Below are 16,785 nucleotides of genomic sequence, written 5' to 3'. Positions count from 1 at the left end.
TTTTATTCCTTGGAGTCAATTTTAATAATTGGCATTTTTTTAGCGTAGGCAACAGCATAGTCAAGCTCACTTTTGGATTCAGCATGTATGCGATAAAGAAGTTGATTATTCTCAACGTAATTCTCTTTTAGCACGAAAAACTCTATTCCTGCTGCTGGATGATAAGGCGCACCTGCTAATTTAGCGACCAGGGATAGATCACGATTATCAACTTCTTCTATTATTCCTGTCTTAGACGCTACTATTTCATAAGTGTAAGGGGCAGACGGGGGTTCTCGAAATCCACCTTGTGCTTCACAAATTGCAATAAATTTTTTCAATGCTTTGCCACTGTGCAGAATTTCCCGAGCAAATTTAACTCCTTCACCTTCTTTTACTATTTTGCCTGCCTCGATAAGAATGGCTGCAAACTCCAATGCTTTATTTTTGAGATTAATATTAATATCACTATTTTTTTCATTATTCAGAATAGCTAAAATATCTTTCATTTCTAAAGCAGGTCCAATTCCTTTACCAATCGGTTGTGTGCCATCTGATTTTATAATGTAGAGATTTATCCCCAGCGCATTGGCAACAAAAGAAAAGTACTCTTCAACCTGATTAAAGGTATCTTCGCAACGAATCTTTGCTGTAGGGCCTACAGGTATATCAATAACCACATGTGTGGCGCCAATACCAATTTTTTTGGACAAAACGGAAGCCACCATGGGACCGACGGGATCGATCCTTAACATTCTTTCGATATGAATAATTCTATCATCCGCAGCACTAAACCCAAGAGAGTTTCCCCAAACTATACATCCGCCTTCTTTATTGACAACGCGTTTGATTTTTGCTGCAGAAAGTGTAATCGATGTCACAGTTTCTACTACATCAGCGGTTCCTGCTGGAGAAGTTATCGCTCGTGATGACGTTTTAGGAATTATTAGTCCAGCGGCTGCTACAATGGAAACAATAATCGGTGTTATACGGTTGCCTGGTATCCCACCAACACTATGTTTATCCATAACGAAAGGATAATCCCATTTTAGTCGCTTCCCAGTTTTCACTAAGGCCTGTGTTAAGTATAAAATTTCATTGGGATTAAAATTATTTTGCGCGCAAGCTGTGATAAAACTAGCTAGATGGACTTTTGAGTATTTACCAGCAGCGATATCAAATATGATTTCATCAATTTGGGGAGATTTGAGTTCTTTTCCGAAAATTTTCCCTCTGACATACTTTAAAGAATTTACTGGTTCAGAGCGGGAAAGTTCGAGAAAATCACCTTCTGCACTACCTAGTTGCTTCCAGGCTTTTTCAGACAAACTGACTTCCTCAGTTTTTAATAAATTAGAATGAATGATATTTAAAGTTGCAACGATGGAGCGGTTTTTATGGGATACTAATATTTGACAGTCTGGTTCAAATCCTTCCATTTGAATAATAAAACAATCTGGATGAAGATAGACTACATATTCACGGCTAGGATCAATTCCTAAATAGGTGAGTCGCAATTTCGAGGTTTGCTGATTCAAGTATTGTTCCTTACTTCTCGAGTTAATTCTGAGAGTTAGTATTGGTGTTTAACTGATCATGTACTGAGCCAATAATAACTCGCGTGCCTTTGATGCCACCGCCTGGGATATCCACAAATTCCTCATTCAGCCAGCGTGCATCCTCAGTAAAAAGTCTTACGCATCCATGACTGGCACGATAACCTGGTACCTCTTCACTGCCATGTAAGGCATAACCACGAAAAAAATGCATACAAAAGGGCATCTCGGCTCCGCCATTGTTGCCACCAGCCCTTCTTGGGAATGCTGTAGAGATGCAATCAATGTCTTGTTTACGAATAATGCGATAAGAGCCTGTCGGAGTAGAGCAACCACCTATTACTCCCGGACATTTGTCTATCCCAGAGGAAATTGGACCCCACCATAAAAGCTCCCCATCTTCATCATACGCCCCCCATGCTAATTTTTCCTGGCTCACGTAGATAGTTTTCTCTCCATCCGATTCGATATATCGTGGGAAGGGAGACACATCATAGATAGTAATGCGATCAAGGTTTTTGGGAATGGCGATAATCATGCCTACACGAAGGCGAACGTTCATACGATTAATGCGTCTTACAATATCTCTGGATTCACTGTTAGGGAATAAATTACTCCAAGTTTGTCCTGATTTAATTTGAATGCAAAAATAATCTGGGTCATTACACAATATTTCCCCATACCTAGTATGGGACCAAGCTGTAGGAAGTGACGTAATCATCACTATTATTATCATTAAGCTTAGTTTCATGATGATCCCAATCTTTATTTCACTGGTAATCTTTTTAACGGCATATGGTAAAAAAACTTTACATTTTTGTTTGTCTATTAAACCTAAATTGGAAGTTTAAAAAGCTACTCTATTTATTCCTTGCAAGGCTCTCTACGCAGAGAACCTTGTAGTAGCGTTGCCCTCACAGTTAAATAGAGGGAGGCGGGCCTCGGCCGACTAACCCCATTATTAGAAAGACAACAAATATTACTAAGAATATGAAGAATAACACTTTTGCTATGCCAGCTGCTGCGGACGCAATTCCACCAAACCCAAAAGCTGCTGCAATAAGTGCAATGATTAAGAAAGTTAGTGCCCATCCGAACATGGCGACCTCCTTACGATATCCATAACGTTTCGAAATTTCCATAACTAACTTATATAAGTACTTGGTTCTTATTGATCTAGAGTTTGTTTAACCTCCTTTTCCTCTAGAAAATGATGACAAATTATGCTTATTTTTATCCAAGGGAATAAAATATTGAGACTTAAAATTTACCCTTCATTTGTTAATTTTAGACCCCATACTCTCCTTTAGCCAATTGAGTAACTGGGGTAAAGACTTGGTATGGATAATAATATTCTATTGTTTACAAAGAGTTGTATCTTTAATATAGGATACTTATGAAACCTTTTAATGAAAGAGGGGTTTTTATATCGCTGCAATGAAAAGTTCTTCGAATTACAACAGATCTCTAAGCTTTATTCTGAGCCATTTCTTTAATGTCTTGCCACGCTTGGTGAATTTCACCTAACAAAGCATTGGCTTGAACAAGTAAATTAATATCGTTATCAAGGTTGGCTTTTAACAAGATCCGTTGAATGTACTCGTAAAGCCTATCTAAGTTTGCAGCAATATCACCGCCGTTTTCATGATCAAGACTAGTCCTTAACCCTTCTATAATGCTAATGGTTTTACCGATATGTTCTCCTTTTTCGCTAATTTGATTGCGCTGAATATTTCCTTGTGCTGTTGCAATATGTGAACGTGCTCCTTGCAGTAATAGATGAATTAGTTCATGAGGACTTGCTGTTTCAATGCGAGTTTGCAGCTCTATTGATTTGTATTGCTCAAGTGCTTGTTGATAAGGAGTTTTCATGGTGCTATTTCCTGTTCAATTGCGGTAAGTTAGCAAGTTGTTGACTTAAAAAGTCACTGGCTCCTTGCATTTTTACTAGCAGAGTATCTAGTGCGGTGAATTGTTTCGTATAGCGTCTGGAAATCATAGTAGCCCTAAACTCTAATTCTTCTCTCTCACCATCTAGTTGTTCTAGACGTTTGTTTAATTGATTGGTTCTAGTAGAGAGATCACCATTTTTTTCATCGAGATAGGTGGTTAGCAAGTCATCAAATTTTACTGCTAATCCATCGGTGATTGTAATTTTACCTCTAGATCCTGTAGTGCCTGCCAAAATTTCTAAAGAGAAGCCTTTAAAATCGCCTGTCCCAACGAGTGTAAGCCCATCGCTGGAAGTTGCGTTAACGCCCCCTATGGTGCCCGATAAGTCAACGCCAGGGTTAAATGTATTTAAGACTAAATCATAACTACCCGCTTTAACATCTGTACCGACTGATTTGACACGTACGCTGCTATCAGTTGCGGTGGCTGTTTTTGCAAAGAGAGCACCTATAGCGTCATACTGTTCATCAAGAGCAGTTTGAAACTTGTCTGCATCCATGACAAGCAATCCCTTTTCATTGGTTTTAATCCCAATGTCAGCAAGTGTACGTACTGCATTATTGATGTCTCCTATAGGCTCGCTAATTAATTTACTTAAATTTAATTTTAAAGCCCGTATGCCGGCATCACTTTGCATAGGACCACCTTTCTTGGTGGTTGCGTTGTAGGTGGTTAACGAGTTAATAGTTGTCATTGTATCGTTATATTGTTTAATAAAATCATTAACCATTGTGGTGAGATTGGTTTTATTAGTTTCAATTTTTAAATCGACCAGTGTCCCTGGTTGAGCTTTCTTAAGGTTAAGGGTTACTCCAGGGATAGCCTCTTTGAGTTGGTTACTACTTTGTATTAGTAAAAGACCATTAATTCTAACCTCGCTGTCTTTGGCGGTCACGGTCTGGGTTAATGAGTTATTACCCACTGTAGGGTCATACGCCAAACGAGATAAACCATTAGCGTCGTTATTATTACCATCATTATCGACCACTGAAATTTTCATGGCCATTGCTTTACCAGTTTCAGGGCTCAGAAGCGTTAATCGTGAACCTTGGCTATCTTGTACAATACTTGCTTGTACGCCTGAACTGCTATTATTTATTGCGTCTCTGATTGCCGCTAAACTATCTGTACCCGGTGCAATGTTGATTGTAACTGGAGCTTTGTCAGGATTTACGGTAAAGCTGGTGTTATCTGCACTATAAGTTCCGAAATCGATAGTAATACTACCACTGCCCACAGTAGTATTTGCGTTGGCAAAAGCTACGGAGGCAAGGCTTTGTTTTGCTGCAAGTTGCTGTACTTCAACCTGATAAGTTCCTGGAGTAGCACTTTCAGTAGTAGAGGCTGAAAGTATACTCTCATCACTAACAGTGCTTTGAAGAGTGTAGAGCTGCGAAATGTCAGAGAGTTTCCCCATGGATGTCTGTAATTTGGCAAGACTGCTTTTTATTAGTCCAAGCGCTGAAAGCTGCGTTGCAAAACTACTTTCCTGAGCATCCAGTCTTTTTTGCGTAGGGGCAATATCTGCTTTTACAAGGGCTTCAACAATTGCCTTGATATCAAGTCCAGATCCAACGGATGTTACGGCCACAATGACTTCCTTATCTCTGTGTTTTTATCCAGTATAGAATGTATCGTCCAACATCTCAAAAAAATTAGCATTCATAAAAAACTATACGTGCTCATCAATAGAACCGCTAATCATCTCGTCAATTAAAGATAATAATTGTAGGTATTCATCAGCCGGTATTTTACGAATAACTTCATCTGAAAGTTTATCCGTAACAATGGCTTGCAAAATTCCAGTTGCTTCATCAACACTATATGTTGTTGAGTCTCCTGGAGCAGAACTCGGAGTTGTGGTTTCTTTTTGAAATTCAATCGATTCATTATTTATTTTATTTGAGGACTCAAAAGAAACTGCATTGGTCTTAGGTATTTCAATATTCATGACAACAACCTCCATATGCCCATTTAATTTGGACATAAACAAATACACCATGCAGGTTTAACCTGCATGGTGTTAGCTATTTTCTATCTGCCAAGTAGAGACAATACTGACTGAGGTAGACTGTTAGCTTGAGCAAGCATTGCAGTACCTGCTTGTTGCAAGATTTGTCCCTTAGTCAGATTGGCTGTTTCTGCGGCAAAATCAGCATCTTGAATTCGACTTCTTGCAGCAGAAAGGTTTTCAGATACGTTTTGCAAGTTTGAAATTGTTGATTCAAAGCGGTTTTGCAAGGCCCCCATTGCAGCCCGGTTAGAACTTACTGCACTTAGTGCTGAGTCTAGTCGTAAAATAGCTGACTGTGCCCCACTAGCAGTACTGACATCAATCGTGTCAATACCATTAGAGTCTTTAGCAATTAAAGCAGATAAGCCTATTGTGGCAACTGTTCCACCAAGGGCTAGTGTGTCTGTAGCACTGATTGCAAGGGTACCACGCAACACGCCATCAAAATCCCCGCCAGTAACTGTTAAACCATCAGTACCAGCAGTGAAACCTGTACCACTCTCAGTAACGTCAATATTACGGCCATCACTGGCTGACAGAGTGAGATCACCACCGTTTAGGCTGGCAATGACTCCCGTTTGATTACTTACGGAGTTAATCGCATCGCGAAGCTGTGTATTGGTTAATGCGACGGCTACGTCCTCGTTGGTAAATACTGCGACACCATTAATTGACAGGTTATAGGTATCAGCAGCAGTACCACCAATAGCACCTACTGTTTGAGTTCCTGTGGTAGTTGCTGTCACTGAGACCCCTGCAATGCCCGCACCATTGATAGCAGCAGCCTTTGCATAAGCAGAAGTGGCATCCTGATAAGCATTACCCGTAAAGTTAGCACTGGAATTAATAGTCGTAGCAGGGCCACCACCAACTGAAATAGTAATATCTGTTGCAGCAGCAGCAGATACTTCTGTTCCAGTTTCCTGTGCAATACCACCTATGGAAGAGGATTTAATACTGCTAATTGCGAAATTGATAGTTTGGTTAGCGTTCGCACCCACTTGGAAGCTGGCACTTGAGAAAGAGCCGTCCAGAATGCGTTGGCCGTTAAATTCAGTATTTAAAGCAATTCTATCAAGCTCGCTTTTCAACTGATTGACCTCTTCCTGTATAGCTTGGCGGTCGCCTGAGTTGTTAGTTGAGTTTGCTGATTGCAAGGATAGCTCACGCATACGCTGTAGAATATTCGTCGTTTCTTGCATCGCACCTTCAGCAGTTTGTGACAGAGAAATACCATCATTAGCGTTACGAATGGCTTGGTTCATTCCCCGTACTTGTGCAGTCATACGCTCGGAAATAGAAAGTCCGGCGGCGTCATCTTTTGCACTGTTAATACGCAACCCAGAAGAAAGACGTTGGATTGCTAATTGCATGGTTTTTTGTGAGCCGTTTAAGTTACGTTGTGCGTTAAGCGACATCACGTTTGTATTGATCACTTGAGCCATGGTTAAAATCTCCTCGACCTTGAATCCCTGGATAGGGGATTTTCCTTCATACTCGATAAATTCTGTTTTTTGTTAAATTTACCGAACCCATGGCAATTATCGGAAAATGAGAAAAAAACTTTAGTGATTCAATCAATTTTTTAAGAAAAAAGGGATAAAAAATTATATTGATTGGTGTGATAATTATATAAACATTTAGTGGGAATTTGGTGATTTTTTTTCAAGAACAAGAGATAATAATTTGATAGAGTGTGCCTAATTTGATCATTCTTGAGTCCGCAACAAAATTCAAATGATTTCTTACAAATGAATTATGTCGTGGAGCTATAAAACATTAAAATAAGTGATACTCTATTTAATAGCGTAGTTTGCTAGCTTTCATTTTGACTTAAGGTGTAAAAATGGCGTGGGTGGATTATTTTTGGTCAGCATATGATACAGCAGTTGATCTGACTGCAAATATGCTAAATGCTGCTGGTACTCTAGCTTGTGTTTCGGGAGGAGTGGGGTTTAGTATTAGTTATCTATCTGCTAATACCCTTAATGTAGATTATTTTGGTGAAACCGACGCTACTGGTGAAGTAATTCTCAGTATGGAATTACTTCAGTTGCTTCTCAAAATGAATGAAACAATCCCTTTTCAAGAGCATGTAGAGCGTAATGGCGAAGCTACTTTTCATTTGAGTGATTATCTTCATCCAGCTACTATTAGGTTGATATGCGGTGGCTTAATAGCCTCAGGTACTGTCCTTAGATTGCTTGGGGAAAATATAAAGCTGTGGAATCAGGGAAGAATAGACAAGTCAAGGTTTACTGACATTGACTCCCCTTCAATTCGTGAATATAGCCTTGTAAGTGCTAAATCAATTTTTGGTTCCATATCTTATACATCTTTAAGCAGTCTCATCACTGGAGCTGTTATTAACTCCAACACAATTGACCTAAAAAGTATCACTTATCCTGCGCGGGGGAATTTGCACGCTTTGAGTGAATATTATACAGGTCCGGTGAATAATTTTTCTATCCCTATAGATTATGATTTCTCAAGAAACGTAACTTTTAAGTGGTCAGATATTGATGTGTTAACTACTATAAGTGCAGAAATTGTTGCAAGATTTAATGGTACTTATGGTGGAGGATTGAATTTAAAACCTCCAAAAGATGGAGTAAATGCTCCTACAGTAATCCCCGGTATTATAGGGGTTGGTGCTCTTGTTGCGTGCAGTATATTTAATCAGAAGGCAATAAAATTTCGTGATGAAAGAATTCATGGGCTGGTAGCCGATGATGAGTCGCATGTGTATGGGCAAATTCAAAATAATACATAGGATAAGGAGGTGTTTTGTTGCTTCAACAATAAATATTTGCCGAACCCGTTGCATCTTGAGATAGATATTTTGTAATAATAAAACAAGCCCTTAATTTAAATTCAGGTTATACTATTGCGCTTAAAAACTAGTGGATTCTTATTATGAGTTGGCTGAAGAAATTATTACCTTCAAAAATTAGAACCGAAACTTCCCAAAAAAAAGGGGTACCCGAAGGTTTATGGGTTAAATGTTCAGGCTGTAGCTCCGTGCTTTATCGCAGTGAGCTTGTTAAAAACCTTTCTGTTTGCCCTAATTGCAATCATCACCATCGTTTATCAGCGCGAGAAAGATTAGCACAATTCCTTGATGAGGCAGACCAAGAGGAAATCGCTAGCAATCTAGAACCTATAGATCGTTTAAAATTCAAGGATTCAAAAAAATATAAAGACAGAATTAGCCAGGCTCAAAAAGCAACAGGTGAAAAAGAGGCCTTGATAGTCGTAAAAGGAACATTAAGACGTCAGCCTGTGGTTGTGAGTGCTTTTGAGTTTAACTTCATGGGAGGCTCAATGGGGGCTACCGTGGGAGAGAAATTTGTTCGTGCGGTCAATGCTGCTACTGCAGAGAAAAGGCCTTATATTTGTTTTACTGCAAGCGGTGGTGCGAGAATGCAAGAGGGGCTTTTTTCGCTAATGCAAATGGCTAAAACTTCTGCTGCTCTTGCTCGTTTTGAAGAGACGGGTTTGCCATTCATCGTGGTTTTAACTGATCCTACGATGGGGGGTGTTTCAGCAAGTTTTGCTAGTCTTGGTGATATTATTATTGCTGAACCGAATGCTTTAATTGGCTTTGCTGGCCCCAGAGTAATTGAGCAAACTGTAAGGCAAACGTTGCCTGAAGGGTTCCAACGTAGTGAGTTTTTACTCGAACATGGGCATATTGATATGATTGTCGAGCGTAAAAATCTACGAAATACTGTTGCAGAATTAGTAGCTAAACTTTCTCACCGCGATTTAGCAAATATTTTTGATGAAGCAATGTAAGTATTTTACTATTGATGAGTGGTTACATTTTCTTGAAAATCGCCATCAACAAGAGATTCAGCTGGGATTGACTCGTATAAAGCAAGTCGCTGAGTCTCTACATTTACTCCATACTACAGCGAAAGTAATTTCTGTCGCTGGTACAAATGGCAAGGGATCGACAGTTGCTGCCCTTGAGGCAATTTATCTTGAAGCAGGATACAAGGTAGGAAGCTATACCTCCCCTCATTTAGTTTCATTTAATGAGCGAATAAGGGTCAATCAAGAAAAAATTGTTGATGAAGATCTAGTTGAAGCTTTTTGTGCCATCGAAATAGGGCGCGGTGCAATAGATTTGACCTATTTTGAAACTGCTACATTAGCAGCTCTTTGGTATTTTAAAAAATATCCTCTTGATGTCCTAATTCTTGAGGTGGGGTTAGGGGGGCGTTTAGATGCTACAAACATTATCGATTCTGACCTTGCCATCATCACAACTATTGATTTCGATCATCAAGAGTTTCTTGGGGAGAGCAAGGAAGCCATTGGCTATGAAAAGGCAGGAATTTTGCGTACTGAAAAGCCCTTTATCTATGCAGATGAGAATCCCCCCAAAAGTATTATTGCAGAAGCTTCCTTGTTAAAATGCATGTCTTATGTGTGTGGAGCTGATTATAGTTATTATCTGACGAATCAATCCCTAATATTTGCTCATCAAGATGAGTTAATTGAGTTACCACGATTGCCTCTTCATGCTAACTCCATTGCTGCCGCGGCAATGGCTACTTTAAGTTTGAAATCAATATTACCTATCAATCAACGATCTATTATACAGGGGGTGAAAAATTTATTTTTGCCTGGGAGATTGCATCGCATTGAGGGAAGGGTAACTACTGTATTGGATGTTTCCCATAATCCGCAAGCAGTAGCCTATCTGGCAAATTACATCAAAGATTTTCATTGCCAAGGTTCCATTCATGCGGTATTTTCAGCGTTAAAGGATAAGGATATTCCTGCATTAATAGCACCTCTGTCTGGTATTGTGGACTATTGGTACCCAGCACTTTTAAGTGGTAAACGCGCTGCTTCAAGAGAACAATTTGGCGCAGCCTTTCAAATTTATGATATAGTGTCATTTTGTTACGATGATCCTTTGTTAGCTTATCAAGCTGCTTGCAATGTGGCTAACCCAGGTGATTTAATCATAGTTTATGGTTCATTTGTTACCGTGGGGCAGGTATTGCCCGCCGTATCTAATACTACCAGAGCTGAGGAGACATGATGAAATTAGTGATGGATGAGCGTGTAAAGCATCGTCTTATAGGTCTTGCTGTTATTTTATCTATAGCTGCTATTTTTGCTCCCGCAGTAATTAAAAAATCGAATCAACGCATCGATGATAATGTGAGTGTTTCTGTTCAACTGCCGCCAAAACCAACGCCACCTAAGGTTGCTATGCCAGAAGAAAAGGAAATGTTTGAAACAGTTAAGGTTGCTCATGTTGAGATACCAGACGTGCCAGAAGACATTGCTAATTCAACACTTGCAAAGGCAGAGTCTTTAAGTCAGCTAAATGATGTTAAGCAAGCAATCGAACCTATGGTAGCTAAAGCAAAAATTGAACCAAGTCGAGTTGTGAAGCAAAAGCCTGCAATGATAACTGCAGCCACTACAAAAGCAACAACTACAAAAGTAGCAACCAAAAAAGCGCCATCAGTTAAGCCAAAGATTGTTGCTAGTATTAAAAAACCAACAACTATAGCTAAAAAGCCGACCGCAAATATGGCGACAGGCAAAGGTCGTTACGCAGTGCAATTGGCTACTTTTTCAAAACGGCAAAATGCGGATTCCTTGGTTTCCAGACTGCGTGCCAAAGGTTACAAGGCAAGTTATAACAAAGTGAACACCGCTCAAGGAACTGTATATAAAGTGATTGTTGGGCAAGGACATCCTAAAGAACAGGCTCAACGTTTGCAACAGCAATTGGCCAGTGTCATGCAAATTAAAGGCTTTATTGTCACTACAGGAGTCAGTTAAGAATGCAATGGTATTGGGTTGATTTGCTAATCATTGCAGTTATTGCCTTATCTGTTATAACTGGTCTCATTCGCGGCTTTGTGAAAGAGCTGATTGCACTTTCTGTTTGGGTTTTGGCGATTTGGTTAGCTTTTAGCTACTCACAAACCTTGGATCCATGGTTACAAAAGTATATTCAAGATAAAACTGCAAGAACTGTGACAGCTTTTATCCTAATATTGGTAGCGACTTTAATTGCTGGCGGCATAGTCAATGCACTGCTTAGTTTTATTTTAAAACGCTCAGGTTTAAGTGGTACTGATCGAATTCTTGGTATGGGTTTTGGGTTTGTACGAGGTGTTTTTATCGTTGCTTTAATCATGGTAGTGATCAAAATGACTTCCTTGCCTTACCAAGAGTATTCAAGTAATTCAAAGCTATATGCTAAATTTGACCCGGCTGTTGATTGGCTTTATAACATGATGCCAGAGTTTATAAAACAGGTTAAGATTTTTGATAAGCCCGGATTGGCTCTGCCTAAAAATCACTCTCAATCTCTGCAAAATGCAACTAAAACAAATACAAAACCTGAGGAGGAAACTCCCGCACAGCAAATAATGCCGGCAGCTAATAAAGAAAGTTTATTGGATGAGCCTGGTGATTTTGAGTTTTCAGATGCTTGAATATAGCTGATTGCTTACAAAGGGTGACACTAGCTCAAGATCTATCGTAACTGCTTAATGCTCTGTTTTATATAAATTATTTTGTTTAATATATTGCAAGACCTCCTGTGGTAGATAGTTTGTTATCTCCTTATTTTCGGCCAAGCGTTGACGAATCCATGTTGATGAGACATCAAAATTGCCAGCATCAAAACGATAAATAAAGCCACTAGGATTATTGAGAATTGTGTTGCTGTTATCAGTTTCATGGCTGATTAATAATTTTTTTAAAGCAGCGGGAACTCTAGTGTCGTCTGTGCTTGCACGCTTCATTACAAGTAAATTACCTAAGGTTAGTAAGCGCTCCCATTGATGCCACTCGGGGAGTTGTAAAAATGAATCTGCGCCAAGTAATAATGTTATCGCAGCATTTGCTCCTAATTGATGACGAAAATACTCTAAAGTATCTACCATATAGGAGGGGGACTCACGGTTAATTTCATATAAATCAATAGTGAAGTTTTTATTTAGATTTTTCAATGCAAGCTTAAGCATTTCGATTCGCTGTTTGGTGGTAGCAATTGCGTCATTTTTATGTACTGGTATTTTGCAAGGCAAAAAAATAAACTGATCAAAATTAAAATGGTTTTGAACATTTATAGCCGTATTTAAATGGCCTTTGTGAATTGGATCAAAAGTACCGCCATAAATGATTAAATTATGCAATTGAGCCTACCTGTTTACCTAAACATAATGAAAGTGCGACTTTTTCTAATGAAGGCCAAACTTGGCTATTTTGACTTGATTTTATCTGTTCATCAATTTTTTTACAAAACTGCAGTAATTGTATCAGGAGACTCTTGGGAACACGTCGCAAAGCGACCTGATATAATTTACTGCGCTGAGACCAAATTTTTAATTGATTACAAGCTGTAGCAAAGGGTATAGCTTGTTGAGTGAAATCGTGTAATCGTATTAAATGCCGTATATCCTGTGACAGTAGCCATAAAATGAGAGTGGCTTCTACATCACTATTGTATGCATGACGAAGATGCTGAATTACTTTATCTGTATCTTGCAATAAACAAGCATCACTTAAATCAAACAATTGATAGTTACACTGATCGATAAGTTGCTCTTTGGTAGTAGCTATTGTTAACACCGAGTCGTCAGCAATAAGTTGAATTTTTTCTAAAGCTTGAGCACAGGCAAGCATATTGCCTTGTGTATACTGGTGAATCAAAGCTGGAATTTCGGGCTCGAATTTAATGCATTTCTGCTGCAGTTGCTCTTTAATCCAGCGTTGTATAGCAGGTGCATCGAGTGGAAAAATTTGTACAGTATGCAACTGAGAAGAGTTGGAAAAACTTTGTAATTGCTTAACTGGCAAATTAGGTGCACGAATCAGAAGCAAGCAAAATGGATTGGTATTCTTCAGATAAGTATTGATGAAGTTCTTTCCCGCTGTATCTAATGTTTGCTTTTCATAGCGAATATCAATAAGTGTATGAGTAGAAAATAATGTATAACTGTTTGCTTTCTCATTTACAAGAGACCAATCCGCAGGATTGCTAATATGCAGAACTGTCTCTTCCATGTCATTATCTTTTTTTCGCCAAGCTTGCTTAATTGTTGTGACAGCCTCGGTCAAGAGAAAATGATCCTGACCAATGAGAAGGTAGATAGCAGGCATAGCATGTTGAGCTAAATAGGCATTTAATGCCTGTTGTTTAATAAGCATAGAATTATCTTGACTTAGAAGATGCGTAACGGTTCTTGGCTTGGCTCAAACGGTTAATTATCTGCATGGCCGCGTCGGCACGCATCTCATTCTTTAAAAGTGTTTCTTCCGCATCAGAACCTAAGATTCTGTCATTATTTATTGTGATTTGTCGAGTCACAATAACATGGCTTGATGAGATGATTGGTCTGCCTTTTGCCTGCGTTAATGAAAACTGGACATTATAAATAAGAAGGTACTGTCTTGGAGCCGTACTGGCACTGATATTTGTAATTTCTTGTCGATAACTATCTTTTTCAATAATGAGCAAATAATCAGCTTGTGCAGAATCTTCGGTAACCACAAGCTTATAAGCTTCTAATTGCTCTTTTAGCAAGTTTTGCAAATCACGATGAGCATCTTGAATGACTATAGCAATATTATTAAGCCAGCTAGGTATATCGGCCATTCCACGCAAGTGAAAGCCGCAGCTAGCCAATAGAGTAATAATTAGGCAGAGGAAAAGTCGCCTCATCAATTAACAACCAAATTGATTAATTGTCGATGGGAGACCACAACTGCTTTCTTGATGAATTTGCCTTCAAGAAAACTACTAGCATGCTGTTTAGCTAATTCAACCAATTGCTGCTCATCCGTGTCGCTACTCGCAGTAAATTGTGCTCGCAATTTACCATTAATTTGCACTACAAAATCTAGTTCATCCGTTTTGAGCGCACTTTTATCTACTTTAGGCCAAGGAGCATCAATAATAGCTTTTTCAAATCCCAATTGTTGCCATAAATGATGACAGATATGTGGCGTAATGGGAGCTAATAGACGAAGGAGAATGCTTATTCCGGAATGTAAGAAATATTTATCTTCTTCAGTTTCAGGCTCATAAGAGGAGAGTTCATTAAAGAGTTTCATACAGCCAGAAACAACAGTATTGAATTGATGACGCTCATAATCATGGCTTGCTTGAGCTAAAATTTGGTGGACAACCAAGCGAGACTTTTTAAGGCGAGAGTTTGCACGTTGCCAATCAACGTTGCCATTACCACATAAAATGGCATCGTTTACTTCAATAAATTGCTGTTGATATTGGAAAGCAAAAGACCAAAGTCGTTTCAGAAATCGGTGTGCACCCTCTACTGCAGCGTCAGACCACTCCAGGGATTGCTCAGGAGGCGCTGCGAACATTACAAATAATCTAGCTGTATCAGCACCATAAGTGTCAATTAAATGGTTAGGGTCAACAACGTTGCCCAACGACTTGGACATCTTATGTCCATCTTTGAGGACCATCCCTTGAGTCAATAAAGCTTTAAAAGGCTCATCAGAATTGACTAAACCCTCATCACGCATGAGTTTATGAAAAAATCGGGCATAAAGCAGATGCATGACAGCATGTTCAATTCCGCCAATATATTGATCGACAGGTGTCCAATACTTTGCTCGATCATCTAACATCGCATTATCTTGGCCTTTGCAGGCAAAGCGAGCGTAATACCAAGAAGATTCTACAAAGGTATCAAAGGTATCTGTTTCACGCGTGGCATCTTGTCCACACTTAGGGCATTGCGTTTGTAAAAATTCACTGCATTGTGCTAAAGGCGAACCGCTTCCCGTGAGTTGAATATCATAGGGAAGGGTGACTGGTAAGTTTTCTTCCGGAACTGGCACAATTCCACATTCTTCACATAAAATCATGGGGATAGGTGTTCCCCAATAACGTTGACGCGAAACACCCCAATCACGTAGGCGATAATTGATGGTCATTTTGCCAAGATCATGATTTTCAAGGTAATTAGCAATGTCTTTAACTGCCCCAGCAGAAGTCAAGCCATCAAATTGACCTGAGTTAATTAATTTGCCTTCGCTAGTAAAAGCAGACTTTTTATAATTATGAGCAGAACCATCTACGGGGGCAATGACTTCTTTAAGGGGGAGGTGGTATTTCTGAGCAAATTCCCAATCGCGTTGATCATGAGCTGGTACTGCCATAACGGCACCAGAGCCATATTGCATCAAGACAAAATTTGCTATCCATATTGGAACTTCTTGTCCTGTGATGGGATGAATAGCGGTCATACCAGTTGCAATGCCGCGTTTCTCCATTGTTGCAATATCTGCTTCTGCCATGCGAACCCCCTGGCAACTATCGATAAAAGCTTGAACCTCGGGATTATGGTGGGCTACTTCTTTGGCAATTGGATGATCAGGGGCTACAGCAAGATAAGTCACACCCATTAATGTATCTGGGCGTGTTGTGTAAATTTTGATACGCTTAGGAAAGTTTAATACCTTAAAACTGATTTCGCAGCCTTCGGAACGACCTATCCAATTTCGCTGCATCTGTTTAACTTGTGCTGGCCACTCATCAAGAAAATCAAGGTCATTTAACAATTCATCGGCATAAGCTGTAATTTTAATGAACCATTGAGAAATTTCACGACGCTCAACCAATGCGCCTGAGCGCCAACCACGACCATCAACAACTTGTTCGTTGGCAAGAACTGTCTTATCAACGGGATCCCAGTTAACAACCGCATTTTTTTTGTAAACAAGGCCTTTTTCATAGAGTTGAATAAAAAACCATTGTTCCCAACGGTAGTAATCAGGATCGCAAGTCGCAATTTCTCGTTTCCAATCATAGGCATTCCCTAATCGTAGGAATTGCTCTTTCATCGAAGCGATATTTTTCTTTGTCCATTCTGCTGGATGGATTCCATGTTTAATAGCTGCATTTTCAGCAGGCAAGCCAAAAGCATCCCAGCCTATAGGCTGTAGAACATTTTTCCCTAAAGCACGTTGATAACGGGCTATAACATCACCCAATGTATAGTTACGAACATGCCCCATGTGCAACGTACCGCTTGGGTAAGGGAACATGGATAAGCAATAAAATTTTTCCTTATTTAAGTCTTCAGAAACGTTAAATGATTGTTTTTTATGCCAATATTGCTGGGCTTGTTCTTCAACTTCTCGCGGTTTATAGCTGTTATCCATAGTTCGTTAGTTATATTTCAGTAAGGCTGGTAAGGATAGCGCCTCTTGTGCTCTGCAGCAATAGTTTAACCTAGAAAAAGCACTTTAAGCTTGTTCGTT

16 protein-coding genes are annotated in these 16,785 nt (G+C 39.4%); 5 read left to right on the top strand and 11 right to left on the bottom strand.

Features of this window, described 5'->3' with window-relative positions:
• Positions 1 to 2: 2 nt before the first annotated feature.
• From Lbru_RS13000 to Lbru_RS12970, 7 genes are all read right to left on the bottom strand, one after another.
• Positions 3 to 1,517: a thymidine phosphorylase family protein gene (locus Lbru_RS13000; RefSeq protein ID WP_058442554.1), complete on the bottom strand. Its 1,515-nt coding sequence runs from the start codon at positions 1,515 to 1,517 to the stop codon at positions 3 to 5.
• A gap of 22 nt (positions 1,518 to 1,539) precedes the next feature.
• Complete coding sequence (locus Lbru_RS12995) at positions 1,540 to 2,286, bottom strand: L,D-transpeptidase (RefSeq protein ID WP_058442553.1); 747 nt, start codon at positions 2,284 to 2,286, stop codon at positions 1,540 to 1,542.
• Between the two features lie 169 nt (positions 2,287 to 2,455).
• The gene (locus tag Lbru_RS12990; protein WP_058442552.1) at positions 2,456 to 2,635 is read right to left on the bottom strand and encodes a DUF1328 domain-containing protein; all 180 of its coding nucleotides are present in this window, start codon (positions 2,633 to 2,635) and stop codon (positions 2,456 to 2,458) included.
• Between the two features lie 367 nt (positions 2,636 to 3,002).
• Positions 3,003 to 3,407: a flagellar export chaperone FliS gene (gene fliS, locus Lbru_RS12985; protein ID WP_058442551.1), complete on the bottom strand. Its 405-nt coding sequence runs from the start codon at positions 3,405 to 3,407 to the stop codon at positions 3,003 to 3,005.
• A gap of 4 nt (positions 3,408 to 3,411) precedes the next feature.
• Positions 3,412 to 5,079, bottom strand: a complete 1,668-nt coding sequence (gene fliD / locus Lbru_RS12980) for a flagellar filament capping protein FliD (protein WP_238583888.1) — start codon at positions 5,077 to 5,079, stop codon at positions 3,412 to 3,414.
• Between the two features lie 81 nt (positions 5,080 to 5,160).
• The gene (locus Lbru_RS12975) at positions 5,161 to 5,475 is read right to left on the bottom strand and encodes a flagellar protein FlaG (RefSeq protein WP_238583887.1); all 315 of its coding nucleotides are present in this window, start codon (positions 5,473 to 5,475) and stop codon (positions 5,161 to 5,163) included.
• 47 nt (positions 5,476 to 5,522) lie between these two features.
• Positions 5,523 to 6,947, bottom strand: coding sequence for a flagellin N-terminal helical domain-containing protein (locus Lbru_RS12970; protein ID WP_058442549.1), 1,425 nt, complete (start codon positions 6,945 to 6,947; stop codon positions 5,523 to 5,525).
• 410 nt (positions 6,948 to 7,357) lie between these two features.
• Between Lbru_RS12970 and Lbru_RS12965 the strand changes: the two genes are divergently transcribed.
• The 5 genes from Lbru_RS12965 to Lbru_RS12945 all read left to right on the top strand — a co-directional run bounded on the left by Lbru_RS12965 (position 7,358) and on the right by Lbru_RS12945 (position 11,978).
• Positions 7,358 to 8,275, top strand: coding sequence for a hypothetical protein (locus Lbru_RS12965; protein ID WP_131793468.1), 918 nt, complete (start codon positions 7,358 to 7,360; stop codon positions 8,273 to 8,275).
• A gap of 143 nt (positions 8,276 to 8,418) precedes the next feature.
• Positions 8,419 to 9,300 (top strand): acetyl-CoA carboxylase, carboxyltransferase subunit beta, encoded by an 882-nt coding sequence (gene accD / locus Lbru_RS12960; RefSeq protein ID WP_058442547.1) that lies wholly within the window; start codon positions 8,419 to 8,421, stop codon positions 9,298 to 9,300.
• Positions 9,287 to 10,561, top strand: coding sequence for a bifunctional tetrahydrofolate synthase/dihydrofolate synthase (folC, locus tag Lbru_RS12955; RefSeq protein ID WP_058442546.1), 1,275 nt, complete (start codon positions 9,287 to 9,289; stop codon positions 10,559 to 10,561). Before accD ends, folC begins: the two co-directional genes overlap by 14 nt.
• Positions 10,558 to 11,316 carry an SPOR domain-containing protein gene (locus tag Lbru_RS12950; protein ID WP_238583886.1) on the top strand — a complete coding sequence of 253 codons (759 nt, stop codon included), beginning with the start codon at positions 10,558 to 10,560 and terminating at the stop codon, positions 11,314 to 11,316. Before folC ends, Lbru_RS12950 begins: the two co-directional genes overlap by 4 nt.
• Positions 11,317 to 11,318: 2 nt before the next feature.
• Positions 11,319 to 11,978, top strand: a complete 660-nt coding sequence (locus Lbru_RS12945; protein WP_083500918.1) for a CvpA family protein — start codon at positions 11,319 to 11,321, stop codon at positions 11,976 to 11,978.
• A 54-nt stretch (positions 11,979 to 12,032) separates the two neighbouring features.
• Here Lbru_RS12945 and nadD read toward each other — a convergent pair whose 3' ends face one another.
• The 4 genes from nadD to leuS are packed head-to-tail and all read right to left on the bottom strand — an operon-like array spanning position 12,033 to position 16,686.
• Entirely contained in the window at positions 12,033 to 12,683 is a 651-nt protein-coding gene (nadD, locus tag Lbru_RS12940; RefSeq protein WP_058442544.1) for a nicotinate-nucleotide adenylyltransferase, read from the bottom strand.
• A complete protein-coding gene (holA, locus tag Lbru_RS12935) occupies positions 12,676 to 13,698 on the bottom strand; it encodes a DNA polymerase III subunit delta (protein WP_058442543.1) in 1,023 nt (340 codons plus the stop codon). The genes nadD and holA overlap by 8 nt, the downstream gene beginning before the upstream one ends.
• Before the next feature lie 4 nt (positions 13,699 to 13,702).
• Positions 13,703 to 14,212: an LPS-assembly lipoprotein LptE gene (locus tag Lbru_RS12930; RefSeq protein ID WP_058442542.1), complete on the bottom strand. Its 510-nt coding sequence runs from the start codon at positions 14,210 to 14,212 to the stop codon at positions 13,703 to 13,705.
• A complete protein-coding gene (gene leuS, locus Lbru_RS12925; RefSeq protein WP_058442541.1) occupies positions 14,212 to 16,686 on the bottom strand; it encodes a leucine--tRNA ligase in 2,475 nt (824 codons plus the stop codon). Before leuS ends, Lbru_RS12930 begins: the two co-directional genes overlap by 1 nt.
• Between the last annotated feature and the right edge of the window lie 99 nt (positions 16,687 to 16,785).

This window comes from Legionella brunensis, assembly GCF_001467025.1.
GTDB classification, from domain to species: Bacteria; Pseudomonadota; Gammaproteobacteria; order Legionellales; family Legionellaceae; genus Tatlockia; species Tatlockia brunensis.
This window is presented reverse-complemented; position numbering and strand designations above follow the sequence as displayed.